Annotated in this window: 13 protein-coding genes and 1 riboswitch; of the genes, 7 read left to right on the plus strand and 6 right to left on the minus strand. The window is 63.6% G+C overall.

The genetic code is table 11. The annotated features are described in order from the left end of the window. Complete coding sequence (locus tag ACH79_RS08615) at positions 1 to 1,041, plus strand: MBL fold metallo-hydrolase (RefSeq protein WP_161850635.1); 1,041 nt, start codon at positions 1 to 3, stop codon at positions 1,039 to 1,041. A 91-nt stretch (positions 1,042 to 1,132) separates the two neighbouring features. On the opposite strand, the gene ACH79_RS08620 is transcribed toward ACH79_RS08615, so the two are convergent. From ACH79_RS08620 to ACH79_RS08630, 3 genes are read right to left on the minus strand one after another with little or no spacing between them, the layout of a single operon-like run. Then, positions 1,133 to 1,963, minus strand: coding sequence for an ABC transporter substrate-binding protein (locus ACH79_RS08620; protein ID WP_161850636.1), 831 nt, complete (start codon positions 1,961 to 1,963; stop codon positions 1,133 to 1,135). After that, positions 1,963 to 2,745: an ABC transporter ATP-binding protein gene (locus ACH79_RS08625; RefSeq protein ID WP_161850637.1), complete on the minus strand. Its 783-nt coding sequence runs from the start codon at positions 2,743 to 2,745 to the stop codon at positions 1,963 to 1,965. The genes ACH79_RS08620 and ACH79_RS08625 overlap by 1 nt, the downstream gene beginning before the upstream one ends. Further along, positions 2,742 to 3,785 carry an iron ABC transporter permease gene (locus ACH79_RS08630; RefSeq protein WP_161850638.1) on the minus strand — a complete coding sequence of 348 codons (1,044 nt, stop codon included), beginning with the start codon at positions 3,783 to 3,785 and terminating at the stop codon, positions 2,742 to 2,744. The genes ACH79_RS08625 and ACH79_RS08630 overlap by 4 nt, the downstream gene beginning before the upstream one ends. A 135-nt stretch (positions 3,786 to 3,920) precedes the next feature. Further along, positions 3,921 to 4,121: riboswitch (cobalamin riboswitch) on the plus strand. Between the two features lie 111 nt (positions 4,122 to 4,232). Here ACH79_RS08630 and ACH79_RS08635 point away from each other — a divergent pair. The 3 genes from ACH79_RS08635 to ACH79_RS08645 all read left to right on the plus strand — a co-directional run bounded on the left by ACH79_RS08635 (position 4,233) and on the right by ACH79_RS08645 (position 7,250). Beyond that, positions 4,233 to 6,509, plus strand: a complete 2,277-nt coding sequence (locus ACH79_RS08635; RefSeq protein ID WP_161850639.1) for a TonB-dependent receptor — start codon at positions 4,233 to 4,235, stop codon at positions 6,507 to 6,509. Positions 6,510 to 6,635: 126 nt separating this feature from the next. Further along, positions 6,636 to 6,806 carry a hypothetical protein gene (locus ACH79_RS08640; protein WP_161850640.1) on the plus strand — a complete coding sequence of 57 codons (171 nt, stop codon included), beginning with the start codon at positions 6,636 to 6,638 and terminating at the stop codon, positions 6,804 to 6,806. A 171-nt stretch (positions 6,807 to 6,977) separates the two neighbouring features. Beyond that, on the plus strand, positions 6,978 to 7,250 hold the full coding sequence (locus tag ACH79_RS08645) for a hypothetical protein (protein ID WP_161850641.1): 273 nt from the start codon (positions 6,978 to 6,980) through the stop codon (positions 7,248 to 7,250). A 25-nt stretch (positions 7,251 to 7,275) separates the two neighbouring features. Here ACH79_RS08645 and ACH79_RS08650 read toward each other — a convergent pair whose 3' ends face one another. Then, on the minus strand, positions 7,276 to 7,518 hold the full coding sequence (locus ACH79_RS08650) for a hypothetical protein (RefSeq protein WP_057860418.1): 243 nt from the start codon (positions 7,516 to 7,518) through the stop codon (positions 7,276 to 7,278). A 162-nt stretch (positions 7,519 to 7,680) separates the two neighbouring features. On the opposite strand from ACH79_RS08650, the gene ACH79_RS42905 reads away from it, so the two are divergent. Beyond that, positions 7,681 to 7,836 carry a hypothetical protein gene (locus ACH79_RS42905; RefSeq protein ID WP_202639204.1) on the plus strand — a complete coding sequence of 52 codons (156 nt, stop codon included), beginning with the start codon at positions 7,681 to 7,683 and terminating at the stop codon, positions 7,834 to 7,836. 116 nt (positions 7,837 to 7,952) lie between these two features. Here ACH79_RS42905 and ACH79_RS08655 read toward each other — a convergent pair whose 3' ends face one another. Continuing rightward, positions 7,953 to 9,200 (minus strand): hypothetical protein, encoded by a 1,248-nt coding sequence (locus ACH79_RS08655; RefSeq protein ID WP_161850642.1) that lies wholly within the window; start codon positions 9,198 to 9,200, stop codon positions 7,953 to 7,955. A gap of 172 nt (positions 9,201 to 9,372) precedes the next feature. On the opposite strand from ACH79_RS08655, the gene ACH79_RS08660 reads away from it, so the two are divergent. Both ACH79_RS08660 and ACH79_RS08665 read left to right on the plus strand, forming a co-directional pair. Beyond that, on the plus strand, positions 9,373 to 10,590 hold the full coding sequence (locus ACH79_RS08660; RefSeq protein WP_161850643.1) for an MFS transporter: 1,218 nt from the start codon (positions 9,373 to 9,375) through the stop codon (positions 10,588 to 10,590). A 179-nt stretch (positions 10,591 to 10,769) separates the two neighbouring features. Further along, complete coding sequence (locus ACH79_RS08665; RefSeq protein WP_161850644.1) at positions 10,770 to 12,512, plus strand: amidohydrolase family protein; 1,743 nt, start codon at positions 10,770 to 10,772, stop codon at positions 12,510 to 12,512. Between the two features lie 138 nt (positions 12,513 to 12,650). Here the strand turns inward: ACH79_RS08665 and ACH79_RS08670 are convergent, their stop codons facing one another. After that, on the minus strand, positions 12,651 to 13,925 hold the full coding sequence (locus tag ACH79_RS08670; RefSeq protein WP_161850645.1) for an MFS transporter: 1,275 nt from the start codon (positions 13,923 to 13,925) through the stop codon (positions 12,651 to 12,653). Between the last annotated feature and the right edge of the window lie 87 nt (positions 13,926 to 14,012).

Raw genomic sequence — 14,012 nt, forward strand, 5'->3', positions numbered from 1 at the left:
ATGATCTTTCGCCAACTATTCGACAGCGTTTCCGGCACCTACAGCTACCTGCTGGCGAGCCGCGCCGGCGGCGAAGCGCTGATCCTCGATCCCGTGCTGGAAAAAGCGGACCGCTACTGCCAGCTCCTGCGCGAACTCGACCTGCGGCTGGTGAAGGCGGTCGATACCCATCTGCATGCCGATCACGTCACGGGCCTTGGCGAACTGCGCGACCGCACCCAGTGCATCACCATCATGGGCGAGCAGAGCAAGGCCGACGTGGTCTCGATGCGGGTTTCCGACGGCGACAAGGTGACGATCGAGGGGCTGTGCCTCGATGTCATGTACACGCCCGGGCATACCGACGATTCCTATAGTTACCTGATGGGCGATCGCGTCTTCACCGGCGACACGCTCTTGATCCGCGGCACCGGCCGCACCGATTTCCAGAACGGCTCTTCCCGTGCGCAGTATGAATCGATCTTCAATCGTCTGCTGAAACTGCCCGAGGAGACGCTGGTGTTCCCCGCCCATGACTACAAGGGCGATACGGTTTCCACCATCGGCGAGGAGAAGCGCTACAATCCGCGGCTGCAGGTCCGCAATGTCGACGAATATATCGAGTTGATGGCCAACCTGAAGCTGCCGAACCCGAAGATGATGGACGTCGCGGTGCCCGCCAACATGCATGTCGGCCTGCATCAGGAGGAGCTTGCCAAGCAGGGGCTGGCGCTCTCTGCTGGCGACGCCATCAACAGTCTCGGTCGGCCCGATATCCTCTTGGTCGATCTGCGCGAAGCGAGCGAACGCGCCAAGCACGGTACGATCGCGGGCGCGCTGCATGCGCCCTACCCTGGTATCTCCGAGAGCCTCAAGCCCGGCGGCATGCTCCGCGAAGTCGCCGCCGCCACCGGCCGCCGCGTGGTGTTCTTCTGCGCCTTCGGCGAGCGCTCGGCGATGGCGGTGGCCGCCGCGAAGAATGCGGGCCTTGTTAACACCGCGCATATCGAAGGCGGCATCGACGCATGGAAGAAGATCGGCGGGCCGGTAGTGATGGGGTGAGGTTTTATCGTAGCCCGGATGGAGCGAAGCGAAATCCGGGACGCCGCGAAAAGATTCCCGGATTGCGCTTCGCTCCATCCGGGCTACAAATTTACTTTCCTACCCGCTTCAATTCCGCCGTCAGAGCGTCGAGCGCATCCGCCAACAACACGCCGCCGCACTCGGTCATGCGCTCCGGGATCACGATACGCTTTGCGGGCGGATAGAAGCGCTCCAACGCCGGATGCAGCAGGAAGGCCTGACCGTCATCGCGCGCGACATCGCCGGCCTGCGAAACCACAAGGAAATCGGGCCGCAAATTCACGATCGCCTCCAGCGAAGCAAAGCCGCCGAAGGCAAAACCAAGATCGCCGGCCGCGCTGCGCAGCCCGGTTTCGGCCAGCAGCGAACCGACAAAACTGTCGCTGCCCGCCACCCAGCCTCGTCGCGACAGCGGCAGCACGCGATAATGCCGCTCCGAAACAGCCTGACGGGCGCGCGCAAGCGCAGCGTCAAGCCGCGCGATTTCCGCCGCCGCGCGATCGGGATGCCCGGTGATGTCGCCGGCCTCGCGGATCTGCTGCCTCGCTTCATCGAGGGTTCGCGGCACGGCGAGTTCGGCAAGACGAAGCCCTTTCGCCTTCAACAACTCCCGTGTCGAGCGCTTGTCAAACGCGCTGGCGACGACGATGTCGGGCTTTATCAGCAGCACGTCCTCGGCTCCGCCCGATAGCACCGGATAGCGGCTGAGGTCGCCCGCCTGCGATTGCCAGCCGTCGCGAGAGAACCGGCTCAATCCCAGGATCTGGTGGGGGTCCGCGAGCATCAGCACCAATTGATCGGTGCAGACATTCATCGACACCAGGCGCGGCAGATTGGCGGCAGGCGCTGTACCCGGCAACCCAAGCGCCATCGCCACCGCTAAAAGTGCCGGCCGCCGCATCAGACATCCGCCCAGGGCACGATCACCGCCTCGCGCTGATACTCCGCGCGATAGGCCGAGATCCGGAACACATCCGCCATCACCTGTTCGGACAGCGCCTCTGCCGGGGCGCCCTGCGACACCAGCCGGCCTTCGCGCAGCACCAGCACATGGTCGGCAAATCGCGCGGCGAGCCCAAGATCGTGCGTTACCACGATGACCAGCACGCCCTTGTCGGCGGTCGCGCGCAAATTCTGCATCACGTCGATCTGGTGCCGCGGGTCGAGCGAGGCGGTAGGCTCGTCGGCCAGGATGACCGGCGCCTCCACCGCCAGCGCGCGGGCCAGCGCGACGCGGCTGCGCTCGCCGCCCGAGAGTTCGGTGACGCGGCGATCGCTGAATTCGAGCACGTCGACCGCCTGCATCGCACGCAGCACGGCCTCCGCGTCCTTCGGCGACAGCCGTGCCGGATCGGTCGCGCCATGCGGATAGCGGCCGAGTGCTACGATATCGCGCGCCGGCAGCGGCCAGTGCACGACATGCCCCTGCGGCAGGTAGCCAAAGCGTTTTGCGCGCTCGCGCAGCGGAAGCGTGGCCAGTGTTTGACCGCCGATCGCGATCTCGCCTTCGGACGGGATCAGCCCGGCCAACGAGCGCAACAGCGTGGTCTTGCCGGCGCCGTTCGGCCCGACCAGGGCAACCAGATGTCCCGCGTCAAGCGCGAGCGAAACGTCAGTCAGCACGACGCGGCCGGCGAGCCGCACGCCTAACTCCCTTGCGCTCAGCAATGATGTCTCGCTCATGCAACGCCTCCGCTGAGCGCGCGGCGTTCGCGCATGATCAGATAGAGAAAGAACGGTACGCCGATAATCGAGGTCAGCACGCCGACCTTGATATCCGAGGTCGAGGGAATGATGCGCACCGCGATATCGGCCGCGAGCAGCAGCGCCGAGCCAGCAAGCGCGCTCGGGATCAACAGCCGCCCCGGATCGTGACCGATCACGGGCCGCATCAGATGGGGCGCGACCAGGCCGATGAAACCGATGGTGCCGGTAACCGCGACCGCACCGCCGACGCCGAGTGCGACGCCCGAGATCACGAACAGCCGGAGGCGGCCGACATCGACGCCGAGGCTTTGCGCGGTTTCCTCGCCGAGACTGAGCGCGCGAAAGGCATGGCGCTGGCTGAACAGCATGATCGCGCCGGCAATGATGAAGGGAAACGCCAGCATCACATGCTGAAAACTGCGGTCCTCCAGCGAGCCCAACAGCCAGAACGCGATCTCCAGCACCACGAAGGGATTGCTGGAGAGGTTCATCACCAGCGCGGTGGCAGCACCCGCGAAACTCGATATCGCGAGCCCCGAGAGGATGAGGATCAGCAGCCCGGCATTGCGGCCGGCGATGGTGAGCAGCACAAACACCGAACCGAAGGCCGCAGCGATCGCCGCAACCGGCAGCGCGTAGGAGCGCACATCGGCCAGCCCCAGCGCAATCACCAGCACGGCGCCGAAGGCGGCCGATTGCGGCGCGCCGAACAACGAGGGCGAGGCCAGTGGATTGCGGAGCAAGCCTTGCAGCGAAGCGCCCGACAGGCCAAGAATAGCGCCGATCGCGAGCGCCAGCAGCGTGCGCGGCAGGCGGATCTCCCGCACGATCACCTGCGATACGTCGCTGCCGGCGCCCAACAGCGCTTGCACCACTGAAAGCGGCGACAGCCGCACCGGCCCGATGCCAAGCGAGATCAGCATCAGGAACACAACGAGGACGGAAAGCGCCGCCACCGCGCCGATCCGCCGGCGCGTGGCAATCTCGTTGGTCAGGGTTACGGCCTCAACACTCATCGATCGTCCTAAAGCAGTTTTGCCCGCTCCGGTACAGACGGTCGGGCACGCGTGCTCATGCGGCAAAAATAGCGCACTCGTCCAGTAGGGATCGCTCGGCGCGCTGGGGCGGATTGACTCAGACTTTGACAGACTTCTACCATAGTTCCCGACGGTTCCCGTTTTGGGGATCAAAAGGGAATGCGGTGCGGGGAAAATCCCCCAATTCCGCGGCTGCCCCCGCAACTGTAAGCGGCGAATCCTTCGTCACACGCCACTGGGCTCTCGGTCCTGGGAAGGCGACGATGGGGTAACGACCCGCGAGCCAGGAGACCTGCCGTCAGCCGTGGTCACACGCGAAGATGTCGGTCGGGGAGTACAGACATTAGCTTCACCTAAGCTCGGTTAGCATACGGTGAGACTTGGTTCGCTGTGACGTGCCACTGACGTCATACCGAGGTCTGAACCATGTCTTCCACCAACAGAGCCGCTACGCGCCGCCGCGTCTGGCTTGCTTCCAGCTTCCTCATACCGATCGTGTCGCTCGGCATTTCCGGCGCAGCGGCACAGACGCCGCCTGAGCAATTGCCGCCGATCGAGATAACCTCGCCCACGGACCTGAATCGGACCCGCGCCAAACCGACCTATGATGAAGGATCGACCTCGCGCCGCGTCGTGCCGGCGGCAGCGCCCCCGACCGGCACACGGCCCGCAGCCGGGACCGGTTCGGGCGCCTCATCGCAAAGTGCTTCGCAAGGCGCGGGCGGCAGCGGCGGCCGGCAGTTTTCAGGTATTGTCGGCACGGCGTCGACCGTTATTACCGCCGAAGAGATCGCGCATTCGCCCGCACAAACGTTGCAGGAAATCATCGCGCAAACGCCCGGCGTGCAACTGACGAGCCTGTATGGCGGCGTCAACGGCGCCAAGACCAGCGTCGACCTCCGCGGATTCGGCGCTTTCGCGACCTCAAATACGCTGGTGCTCATCAACGGCCGAAGGCTCAACGACATCGACATGGCCGGCGTCGATTTTTCGACCATTCCACTCAATTCGATTGAGCGCATTGAAATCACCCGCGGCAACAGCGGCGCGGTGCTCTACGGCGACAACGCGGTCGGCGGCGTCGTCAACATCGTCCTGAAGGACGGCGTCGGCGGCCCTCCTGTTGCCATGCGCGCCGAGGCCGGCGCCGGCTCGTTCAACCAACGGCTTGCGAATGTCTCGGCCGCTACCAATTACGGACCTTGGTCGACGTCCTTCTATGGCAACGCCATCAAGTCCGACGGTTACCGGGTCAACAACGCCCTCGACCAGCGCAACGGGGTCGGCAATCTCAATTATTCCACACCGGACCTCAAGGCCTTCCTTACGGTGACCGGCGACGACCAGAAGCTCGGTTTCCCGGGCGGACGCACCGTCGATCCCTCCATCGGACTAGATCAACTCGTCACCGATCGCAGAGGCACCAATACGCCGTTCGATTACGGCAACCAGCAGGGCGCCAGCGCCACCACCGGCTTTACCAAGACAATCATGAATGGCGTCGACCTGATTGTCGACGGCGGCGTTCGGAAGAAGGACACGCAAAGCGGTTTCTTCGGCGCTGTACCGTTTGCCTCGCCACTTCCGAGCTTCTCCTCCACCTATAACGACGCATCCTTGCTGACCTGGTCGATCACGCCGCGATTGAGCATCAAGAACTCGATCTTCGGAATTCCCTCGCAGATCCTGACCGGCATCGATTATTACGACGCGACATTCAATCAGGACCGCGGAGCGTTCAAAGGCCTTGCGCCGACCCACATCTACGACCTGTCGCAGCAGACGCTGGCCGGCTACTGGCAGCACACGGTCGGCCTATTGCCGACGACCGATTTCTCCTATGGCGCCAGGGTTCAAAATACCAGCCTGAGTGCCCGGGATCGGTTTGATCCCAATGCACCCGGTTGCGCCATGTTCTTCAATTGCAGCCCCGCGGCCTCTCCATTGGACAGCAACGAAACACAGTACGCGCTGCATGTTGGCCTCGAGCATCGCTTCAACAGCGTGTTCTCGGTATTCGGCCGCGCCGCGCGCGCATTCCGAACCCCGACCGTCGACGAGCGCGTCTCCAGCGGTCCCTTCTTCGTTCCAGGGACTTTCCAGTTGAAGACCCAGACCTCGCACGACATCGAGGGCGGATTCCGCATCAAGAGCGGTGGCTTCCAGATGCAATCGAGCATCTACAGCATGGACCTCGAGAACGAGATCCACTTCATCCCGGCGCTGTTCTTCAACGTGAACCTCGATCCGACCCGCCGCTACGGCTCCGAGACCAGCGCCTCGCTGCGTGTCAGCGATACGGTGACGCTCCGCGGCGGCATGGCCTATACGCGCGCTGTCTTTCGCGAGGGGCCGTTCGCAGGCGACGACGTCCCGCTGGTATCCCGCTATACAGCCATGGGCGGCGTGACTTGGAATATCTGGCAGAACTACCTGGTGTTCGACGCCACCGTACGTGCCTGGAGCGAGCGCTTCATGGACAACGACCAAGCCAACACCCAGCGGCCCATTCCGGCCAGTGCTACCGCCGATCTGAAGCTTAGCGGACAGTACGATCGCTTCTTCTGGTCGGTGGGCGTGAACAATCTGTTCAACGCACTCTACTATGACTACGCGATCGCAAGCTCGTTTACGCCCGGCCGCTTCTCGGCCTACCCGCTCCCCGGCCGCACCTTCATGGTGAAGGCCGGCGCGACGTTCTGACCCGAGCCGCCGGTTCGGCCGAAGCCGGGCCGGCTTTTCCTGACCTGACGAGAAGGTATTCTCCTCGACATATTGCCGGGGAGAATACTTTTTCATGCCCGAACCGCGTCCATTCCGCTGATTGCAATGAGCACCGCGGCCACCGAACTTCTGCAGCGGGAAATATCCAATCCCGATACGCAATGGAGCCTCGGCACATTCGGCGCCACCGCCGAGTTCTCGCGCGACCCTGGCGAGCGGAACTGCACGGGCATGATTGATTTGGAAAGAAAGCGACATCTTTTCGACCAAAAATAACGCTTTCTGTGATCAGATCCCGTGATAAATGAAGCCGCAAAACCTCTCGACGATTTCTGTGGCAACTCGAATGGCGTGACAGCAACGAATGTCGAAGCTGCCGCCGATTCCTAAACAGATTCGGGTGGGCCTGGGGTCAAAAACAACATAGTAGATTGAGACAGACTTGAAATGACGAATGACGATCAAGGCCGCGACGACCGGGCGGCAAAGGCGGCCGAGGCCGCCAAGTCCGCGATGGCCGAGCGGGAAGCCGCCACGAAAGCCACGCTCGATAACATGGCGAGGTTGAGGGCATTGCGGCTGGCGCGCGAAGCTGCCGAGCCGCCGCGCGCGCCCGCGACGAAGAAGGCGCGCGCCGCCAAGGCACGGAAGCCGGCGGAGAAGGCCCCGGCCCTTTCCGACTGGCTGGCGAACCAGCAAAGCGGCGGACGGCGAATCTGAGCGAGCCGCGCAAAAGTCCGGTGCGTTACGCCGGCCCCGGCCAATCGATCAGCGATCGCGTCTTGTTCTCGGCATCGTAGACCTGCACCTGCAGCATCTGGAAGCGGTTCTTCAACGCCATGCCCGCTTCCTCCGCCGCCTCAACCGTATCGTGATGCGACTTGAAGTGACCATCGACCACCAGCGAGTAACCGGAGGTTGGCGCCTTGTCGGCACGGATGGTCTTGCGCGGCTGCGGTTCATCCAGCGCAATGCGGGGCTTCTTCATACTGGCTCCATGTAAGGCCCTTCGGGCTGCAGCCGCAAAAAGGGCGGGAAGAATTGTCTGATCGGCGCTAGGATGCCGGCCAAACGCGGCAGATTGAGGTCATGCCGTTACCCTGAGTCGGCGCGCAGCGCAAACGCCGATTGATCCGGCAGGAGGCATCACATGGACGGAACGGGCAGGAAGAACGAACCTCCGAAAAAAGCGGACGACAAGCCGAAGAAGCCGGAACGCATTCCGGCCGAGGACGAGGATTATGAGGACGGCGACATCGCAACGCCGAAGCGCGACCGCACGGGTAATGACGACGAGCCGTTGTGAGCGCAGCATACCAAGGTGTCATCGCCTGCGAAGGCGGGCGATCCAGTACGCCGAGACTTTCCGTACAACGTCGGCGCCGCGGAATACCGGTCAAGCCGGGCGATGACGGGCTGTGTCTAGTCAAGCTCCTCCCCCTCGATCGCCCGGATACTTCGGAGATCAAGCATATGCGCGCTAAACCCGCCCCGCGCAAGTTTGACCGCGAGCTTCGGCGAGGCCAGCAGCAATGCCGCCGTCATCGCCAGCGGCACGGCACTGAGCCAGTCTAACTGCACTGGCATGAGTTCTTCGCTGCTGCCGGCATAAGGCCCTCTCCTCGCAACGAGATACCGGCACTCCCTGACAATGTCGCGCCGCGTGCCGCCGCGCGCCCCACATCCGAGCAACGCCTGTATCGCCAGATGCGTAAGCACGCCGTTGCTACTTGCGGGCAATGCTTCCGGCGTTTCGCCGAGCGAGATCCGAAGCAGGAGCCCGACCAAATCGACACCGGATCGATACGCATTCATCGGCTCGACCAGCCGTGGATTGCAATCGATCAGCAAGGGCGGATCGTTATCGCCGCGCATGAGATAATCAACGGATAGCGCGCCATGCCAGTCGAGCGCCTGTCCGATCTTCTCGAGATAGGTCCGCACCACCGGCCGGCTCACGCTCTGCTTGATGGCCTCGCCGCCGCCGATACCCGCGGCCACCTGCCGATAGGCATGAAAGCCGATCAGTTGGCCGCGGCAGAACACCGACTGCGCCTTCTCGGTGGTGCCTGCGATGAGGTCTTGCATCAGCACTTCGCTGGTGAATGCATCGCTGGCCGCAAGATCGCGCAGCGCGCCTTCGAAATCGTCCGCGCTGTGCACGAACCAGATGCCGCGGCTCGCGGTGCCGACGGAAGTTTTCACGACGGCCGGAAAGCGGATCGCGTCACGGACAGCCTGAGCCGATGTGACGATCCGCGTCAGCGGCTGCGGCACCTCCAGCCGATCGAGCACGCGGCTGAATCCGGCCTTGCTATGCGCTTGCCGATAGTTCTCAAAATCCGGCAGCGCGATCCCGGCGCGGCCCGCGATGCGGTGCGCGACCCGCGCAAATAAAAATCCCTGCTCATGCGTCGGCAGCAGAACATCGAATTTTCCATCGGCCAGAAGCTGTTCGATAAGGGCCAGATAACCGGCCGGGTCATTCCGCAGCCCGGGACAGCGGTGAAATTTCCGAACGAAGCGAGAAAACCGCGAAAGACACCAGGGCGAGGGATCGCAGACCTCGACGTGATGGCCCGACAGCCCCAGAATAGTCACCGCCTCCCGGGACGAGGTACTGGAACCTTCGGAGACGAGCACCCGGAGCGGCTTAGCGGGATCAGGCATATCGGATCATTGCCGCGCCAAGCCGCCTTTGTCTTCCGATTTCCTGAGCCATTCGCACGCCCCTGCCCTCCGCCGGGGCAGCCATGCAGCTGCATTCATGGACAAATAACGGCCTGCCTATATTTTCAGCCCGCCCAGCCGGGCCGCAAGTCACACAGGATTTTGAGCTGACATGGTCGATATTCTGGCCGCACCGCAACAGGCCAAGGCGGACACATCGCTGCGCACGCTCGCGGCGATCTCGGTCGCCCATTGGGTCAGCCATTTCCATCTGTTCGTGCTGCCGATGCTGTTTCCGTTCCTGAAAGAACAGCTTGGCGTCGGCTATATCGAGCTGGGTTTTGCGCTGACCGTGTTCGGCGTCGTCTCCGGCCTGACGCAGGCTCCGATCGGCTATCTCGCCGACCATATCGGCGCGCGAAAGGTTTTGCTGATCGGTCTCACCGTCGGCGGCCTGGCGCTGATCATGCTCGGCCTGCATCTGAGCTACGCCTCGCTGATCGCCTGCGCCGCCCTGCTCGGCCTCGCCAACAGCGTCTATCACCCCTGCGACTATGCGATCCTGTCGACACATATGGATACACGGCGGATGGGCCGCGCGTTTTCGGTCCATACCTTTGCCGGCTTCCTTGGCGGCGCGGTGGCGCCCGCGATCATGGCTGCGCTGGTGGCCGCCGTCGGCGGACTCGGCGCGCTGATCGTGGCCGGCGCGGTTGGGCCAGTGGTGGCGCTGCTGTTGATTGCCGTGAAAATTCCCGATGCGAGTTCTGCCGATCGCAAGGTCGACGGCGCAGCGGCGCCGCAGCAGCAGAGCATCGTGACGCCGGCGCTCATCGTGCTGACGATCTTCTTCATGCTGCTCGGCCTTTCCAACGCCGGCATCAGCAATTTCGGCGTGGTCGCGCTGATGAGCGGCTATGGCGTGACATTCCACGCCGCCAATATCGCGCTTACCGCCTTTCTCGGCGCCAGCGCAGCCGGCGTGCTGGCCGGCGGCTATCTCGCCGACCGCACCAAGCGTCACGGCAATGTCGCTGCCGCCTGCTTTGCGATCAACGCCATCATCATCACGATTATTGCGGCGACCAACCTGCCGCCGGTCGTGCTGACCGCCGCGATGGGGCTGGCCGGATTCCTCGGCGGCGTCATCGCACCCTCGCGCGACATGCTGGTTCGTAACGCTGCTCCCGCGGGGGCCGCAGGCCGCGCCTTCGGCATTGTCTCTACCGGCTTCAATTTCAGTGGTATTCTTTCGCCGCTTTTGTTCGGCTGGATCATGGACCAGCACCTGCCGCATTGGGTTTTCGGCGCGTCCGTCGCCTTCATGGTGCTGACGGTCCTGCTGGCGCTGGTGACCGACCGCAAGCCGGCGGAACCCGTCAAGGCATAACGCGGTCTCTATTTTACGCGTTTTCTTCACGCGAACCGGTACCCATCCCCGGATCAATTCCGAGGGCATGCTTCGCGCGAAAACGCTTCCGATGCATTCCTGAACCCCATCCCCGGCGGTTGACTGTGCCTTGTGACGCCGGATGATGCAGCAACAAGAACAGCACCGGGATGGAAGCCATGACCTCGACCCCCGACCTCGTGATCCGCGGCGGCACCATTGCCGATGGCAAGGGTGGTGAATTGTTCGAAGCGGACGTTGCGATTGCAGGTGGCCGCATCGCCGAAGTCGGCAAGGTTGCCGCGAAGGGCAAGGAAGAGATCGACGCCAGGGGCAGACTGGTCACGCCGGGCTTTGTCGACGTCCACACCCATTATGACGGACAGGTCACCTGGAGCCAGGACATCACGCCCTCGTCACAGAACGGCGTCACCACGGCGATCATGGGCAATTGCGGCGTCGGTTTTGCGCCGTGTCGTCCGGCTGACCATGTCAGGCTGATCCAACTGATGGAAGGCGTCGAGGATATCCCCGAGCCGGTACTGAGCGCCGGCATTCCCTGGGCGTGGGAGAGCTTCCCGGACTACATGGACTGGCTGTCCAAACGAAACTTCGACATGGACATCGGCGCGCAACTGCCGCACGCGGCGCTGCGCGTCTATGTGATGGGCGAGCGCGGCGCGCGCCGCGATCCCGCAACGCCGGAGGACAACAGGGCGATGGCGGCGCTCGCCGGGGACGCCGTGCGATCAGGCGCATTGGGATTCTCGACATCGCGCACTCTCAACCACCGCACCTCGACGGGCGACTACACGCCGACGCTGAAAGCGGGCGAAGATGAATTGACCGCGATCGCCGGCGCGATGCATGGCGTCGGCCGCAGCGTGCTGCAATTCGTGCTCGACCAGAGCACCGTACACGAAGACCTGCCGATGATGCTGCGGGTCGCTGAAAACACCAGGTGCCCGATCTCATTCTCCGTCGCCCAGGCCGACAAGGCGCCGCGGCGCTGGCGGCAGACGATGGACACCATTAACGAAGCCGCCGCCCGCGGCCTCTCGATCACGACCCAGATTGCCGCGCGGCCCGTCGGGTTGCTGCTTGGGCTGGAATTGTCGCGCAATCCGTTCCAGACCCATCCGAGCTACCGCGCCATCGCCAACCTTCCGCTGGCGGAGCGGCTCACGCATTTGCGCCGGCCCGAGGTGCGCGCGGCCATCCTGAACGAGACGGCGACGGCAACCGACGACCCGCTGTTCTTCCGGCCGAACTACGACAAGATGTACCTGCTGGGTGATCCCCCTGATTACGAGCAGCCGCCGGAAAATGCGCTCGGCCCGCAGGCCCGCCGTCAGGGCCGACAGCCGGAAGAACTCGCCTATGAGGCGATGCTGACGGACGAGGGCCGCGGCATGCTCTATGTGCCGTTCCTCAATTATGCCGACGGCAATCTCGATGCCGTGCATGAGATGCTTCGCGAACCCAGCGCCGTGCCCGGCCTTTCCGACGGTGGTGCGCATTGCGGCATCATCTGCGACGCCAGTTTCCCGACCTATCTTTTGACGCACTGGACGCGCGACCGCAGCCGCGGCGAAAAGCTGTCGATTCCGTTCGTAGTCGCCGCGCAGTCGCGCAAGACCGCGCTCTCGGTCGGCCTCTACGATCGCGGCGTGATCGCGCCCGGCTTCAAGGCCGACGTCAACGTGATCGACTACGACCGCCTGCATCTGCATCCGCCGAAGGTGCATTACGACCTCCCCGTCGGCGGCCGCCGCCTGATGCAGCAGGTCGACGGTTATGATGCCACCATCGTCTCCGGCGTGGTGACACAGCGCGGCGGCAAGGCCACCGGCGCCCGCCCGGGCAAACTGGTGCGCGGTGCGCAGGGTTCAAAACCGCAGTTCGACGCGGCGGCGAGTTAGCTGGGGCATCGCCTCATACGCGGTGTCGTCCCTGCCGGCAGTAAGCCGTAGCCCGGGTGAAGCGAAGCGCAACCCGGGATTCTCACAGGCGGATGGGCTTGCCCCGGATTTCGCTTCGCTCCATCCGGGCTACGAACCTCACGCGAATTTCGGCTGCGCGGCGGCCTGCGCCATCAGCCTTGCGCGTTCCGTGTTCGGCCAGAGCAACAGCAGGCCAAGCAGGCCCGATGCCGCCATGATCACGGCATTGATGGTGAAGCCGGTCATGTAGCCGTCGAGCGGCACCGCCGCGTTCTGGATCACCGCGCCCATCACGAACGGAGCGATCATCCCGGCCAGCGTATAGATCGCGCCATAGATCGCGATGACGGCGCCGCGCTGCTGCACCGGCGTGAATTCGCCGAGCATCGGCGGGCAGACCACATAAATCGAGCCACAGAGCCCGGAACCGATCACGAGAAAGGCGATCTGCCATCCGGCACCGTTGACGTATGGCAGCACCGCAAGGATCAGCCCGCCAATGATCAAGGGTACCGAACCGAGCACGCCACGGGCGCCGCGCGTGGTGTAACCGCGCGTCAACATTACTTGCGAGATCCAGCCCGTCAGCAGCACGATGACCGCGCCGAATACCCAGGGCAAAACCGAAATCCAGCCCGCATCCTTTTGCGAGAAGCCGAGCCCCTTGACGATGAATGGCGTGAACCAGGTCAAGCCGAGCGACAGCGCCCAATAGGCGCCGAAGGTGGCAGCGACGCAGCCGATGAAGGTCCGCGACGTCAGAAGCTGCATATAGGGAACGCGCGGATCGGCTGATGCCGTCGTAACGGTCTGAACCAGCGGTCCTTCCTTGCCCATCACCAGCCACGCCGCCACCCACAGCAAGCCGACCACGCCAAGCGCGCCGAACGCATAGTGCCAGCTATGATTGACGATGATCCAGTTCAGCGCGGGCACCGCGAGAATCACACCGAACGCCGAGCCCTGCGAGAGGATGGCGGTTGGTAGCGTCCGCTTCTCGTCGGGAAACCATTTGTAGATCGCATGCGCCGCCACAGCGAATGCCGGACCCTCGCCGGCGCCAAGGATGATGCGGCAGATAACGAGCGTCGTGAACCCGACGGTGCCGACCATGGGAAATTGCGATATCGACCAGATGATGGCCATCACAAGCAGCACCCAGCGGGTGTCGACGCGGTTGACGATGAAACCGACGACGATGGCCGAGATTGAAAACAGGAAGAAGAACGAGGAGCCAAGGAAACCGAATTGCTCCGGCGACAGTTTCAACTCGTCCATGATCGGCGCGCCAGCCAGGCCAACCACGATCTTGTCGGCGAAGTTCACCAGCATGAACAGAAACAGCAGGAAGGTGATCTTCCAGGCGCCCTTGGGCGTCGCTTGCGCGGTCATGGCAGGTTTCCCCGTTTTGTCTTTGCTGGCTCTGTGGGATTGGCCGGTTCCAATGCTACAAGGGGGTTCCCGCGCAAGGCAACCCGG

The organism is Bradyrhizobium sp. CCBAU 051011 (genome assembly GCF_009930815.1).
Taxonomy (GTDB): Bacteria; Pseudomonadota; Alphaproteobacteria; order Rhizobiales; family Xanthobacteraceae; genus Bradyrhizobium.

Coding starts and splice junctions, on each gene's coding strand:
- ACH79_RS08615 (WP_161850635.1), top strand. CDS start 1: ATGATCTTTCGCCAACTATTCGACAGCGTTTCCGGCACCTACAGCTAC.
- ACH79_RS08620 (WP_161850636.1), bottom strand. CDS start 1,963: ATGCGGCGGCCGGCACTTTTAGCGGTGGCGATGGCGCTTGGGTTGCCG.
- ACH79_RS08625 (WP_161850637.1), bottom strand. CDS start 2,745: ATGAGCGAGACATCATTGCTGAGCGCAAGGGAGTTAGGCGTGCGGCTC.
- ACH79_RS08630 (WP_161850638.1), bottom strand. CDS start 3,785: ATGAGTGTTGAGGCCGTAACCCTGACCAACGAGATTGCCACGCGCCGG.
- ACH79_RS08635 (WP_161850639.1), top strand. CDS start 4,233: ATGTCTTCCACCAACAGAGCCGCTACGCGCCGCCGCGTCTGGCTTGCT.
- ACH79_RS08640 (WP_161850640.1), top strand. CDS start 6,636: ATGAGCACCGCGGCCACCGAACTTCTGCAGCGGGAAATATCCAATCCC.
- ACH79_RS08645 (WP_161850641.1), top strand. CDS start 6,978: ATGACGAATGACGATCAAGGCCGCGACGACCGGGCGGCAAAGGCGGCC.
- ACH79_RS08650 (WP_057860418.1), bottom strand. CDS start 7,518: ATGAAGAAGCCCCGCATTGCGCTGGATGAACCGCAGCCGCGCAAGACC.
- ACH79_RS42905 (WP_202639204.1), top strand. CDS start 7,681: ATGGACGGAACGGGCAGGAAGAACGAACCTCCGAAAAAAGCGGACGAC.
- ACH79_RS08655 (WP_161850642.1), bottom strand. CDS start 9,200: ATGCCTGATCCCGCTAAGCCGCTCCGGGTGCTCGTCTCCGAAGGTTCC.
- ACH79_RS08660 (WP_161850643.1), top strand. CDS start 9,373: ATGGTCGATATTCTGGCCGCACCGCAACAGGCCAAGGCGGACACATCG.
- ACH79_RS08665 (WP_161850644.1), top strand. CDS start 10,770: ATGACCTCGACCCCCGACCTCGTGATCCGCGGCGGCACCATTGCCGAT.
- ACH79_RS08670 (WP_161850645.1), bottom strand. CDS start 13,925: ATGACCGCGCAAGCGACGCCCAAGGGCGCCTGGAAGATCACCTTCCTG.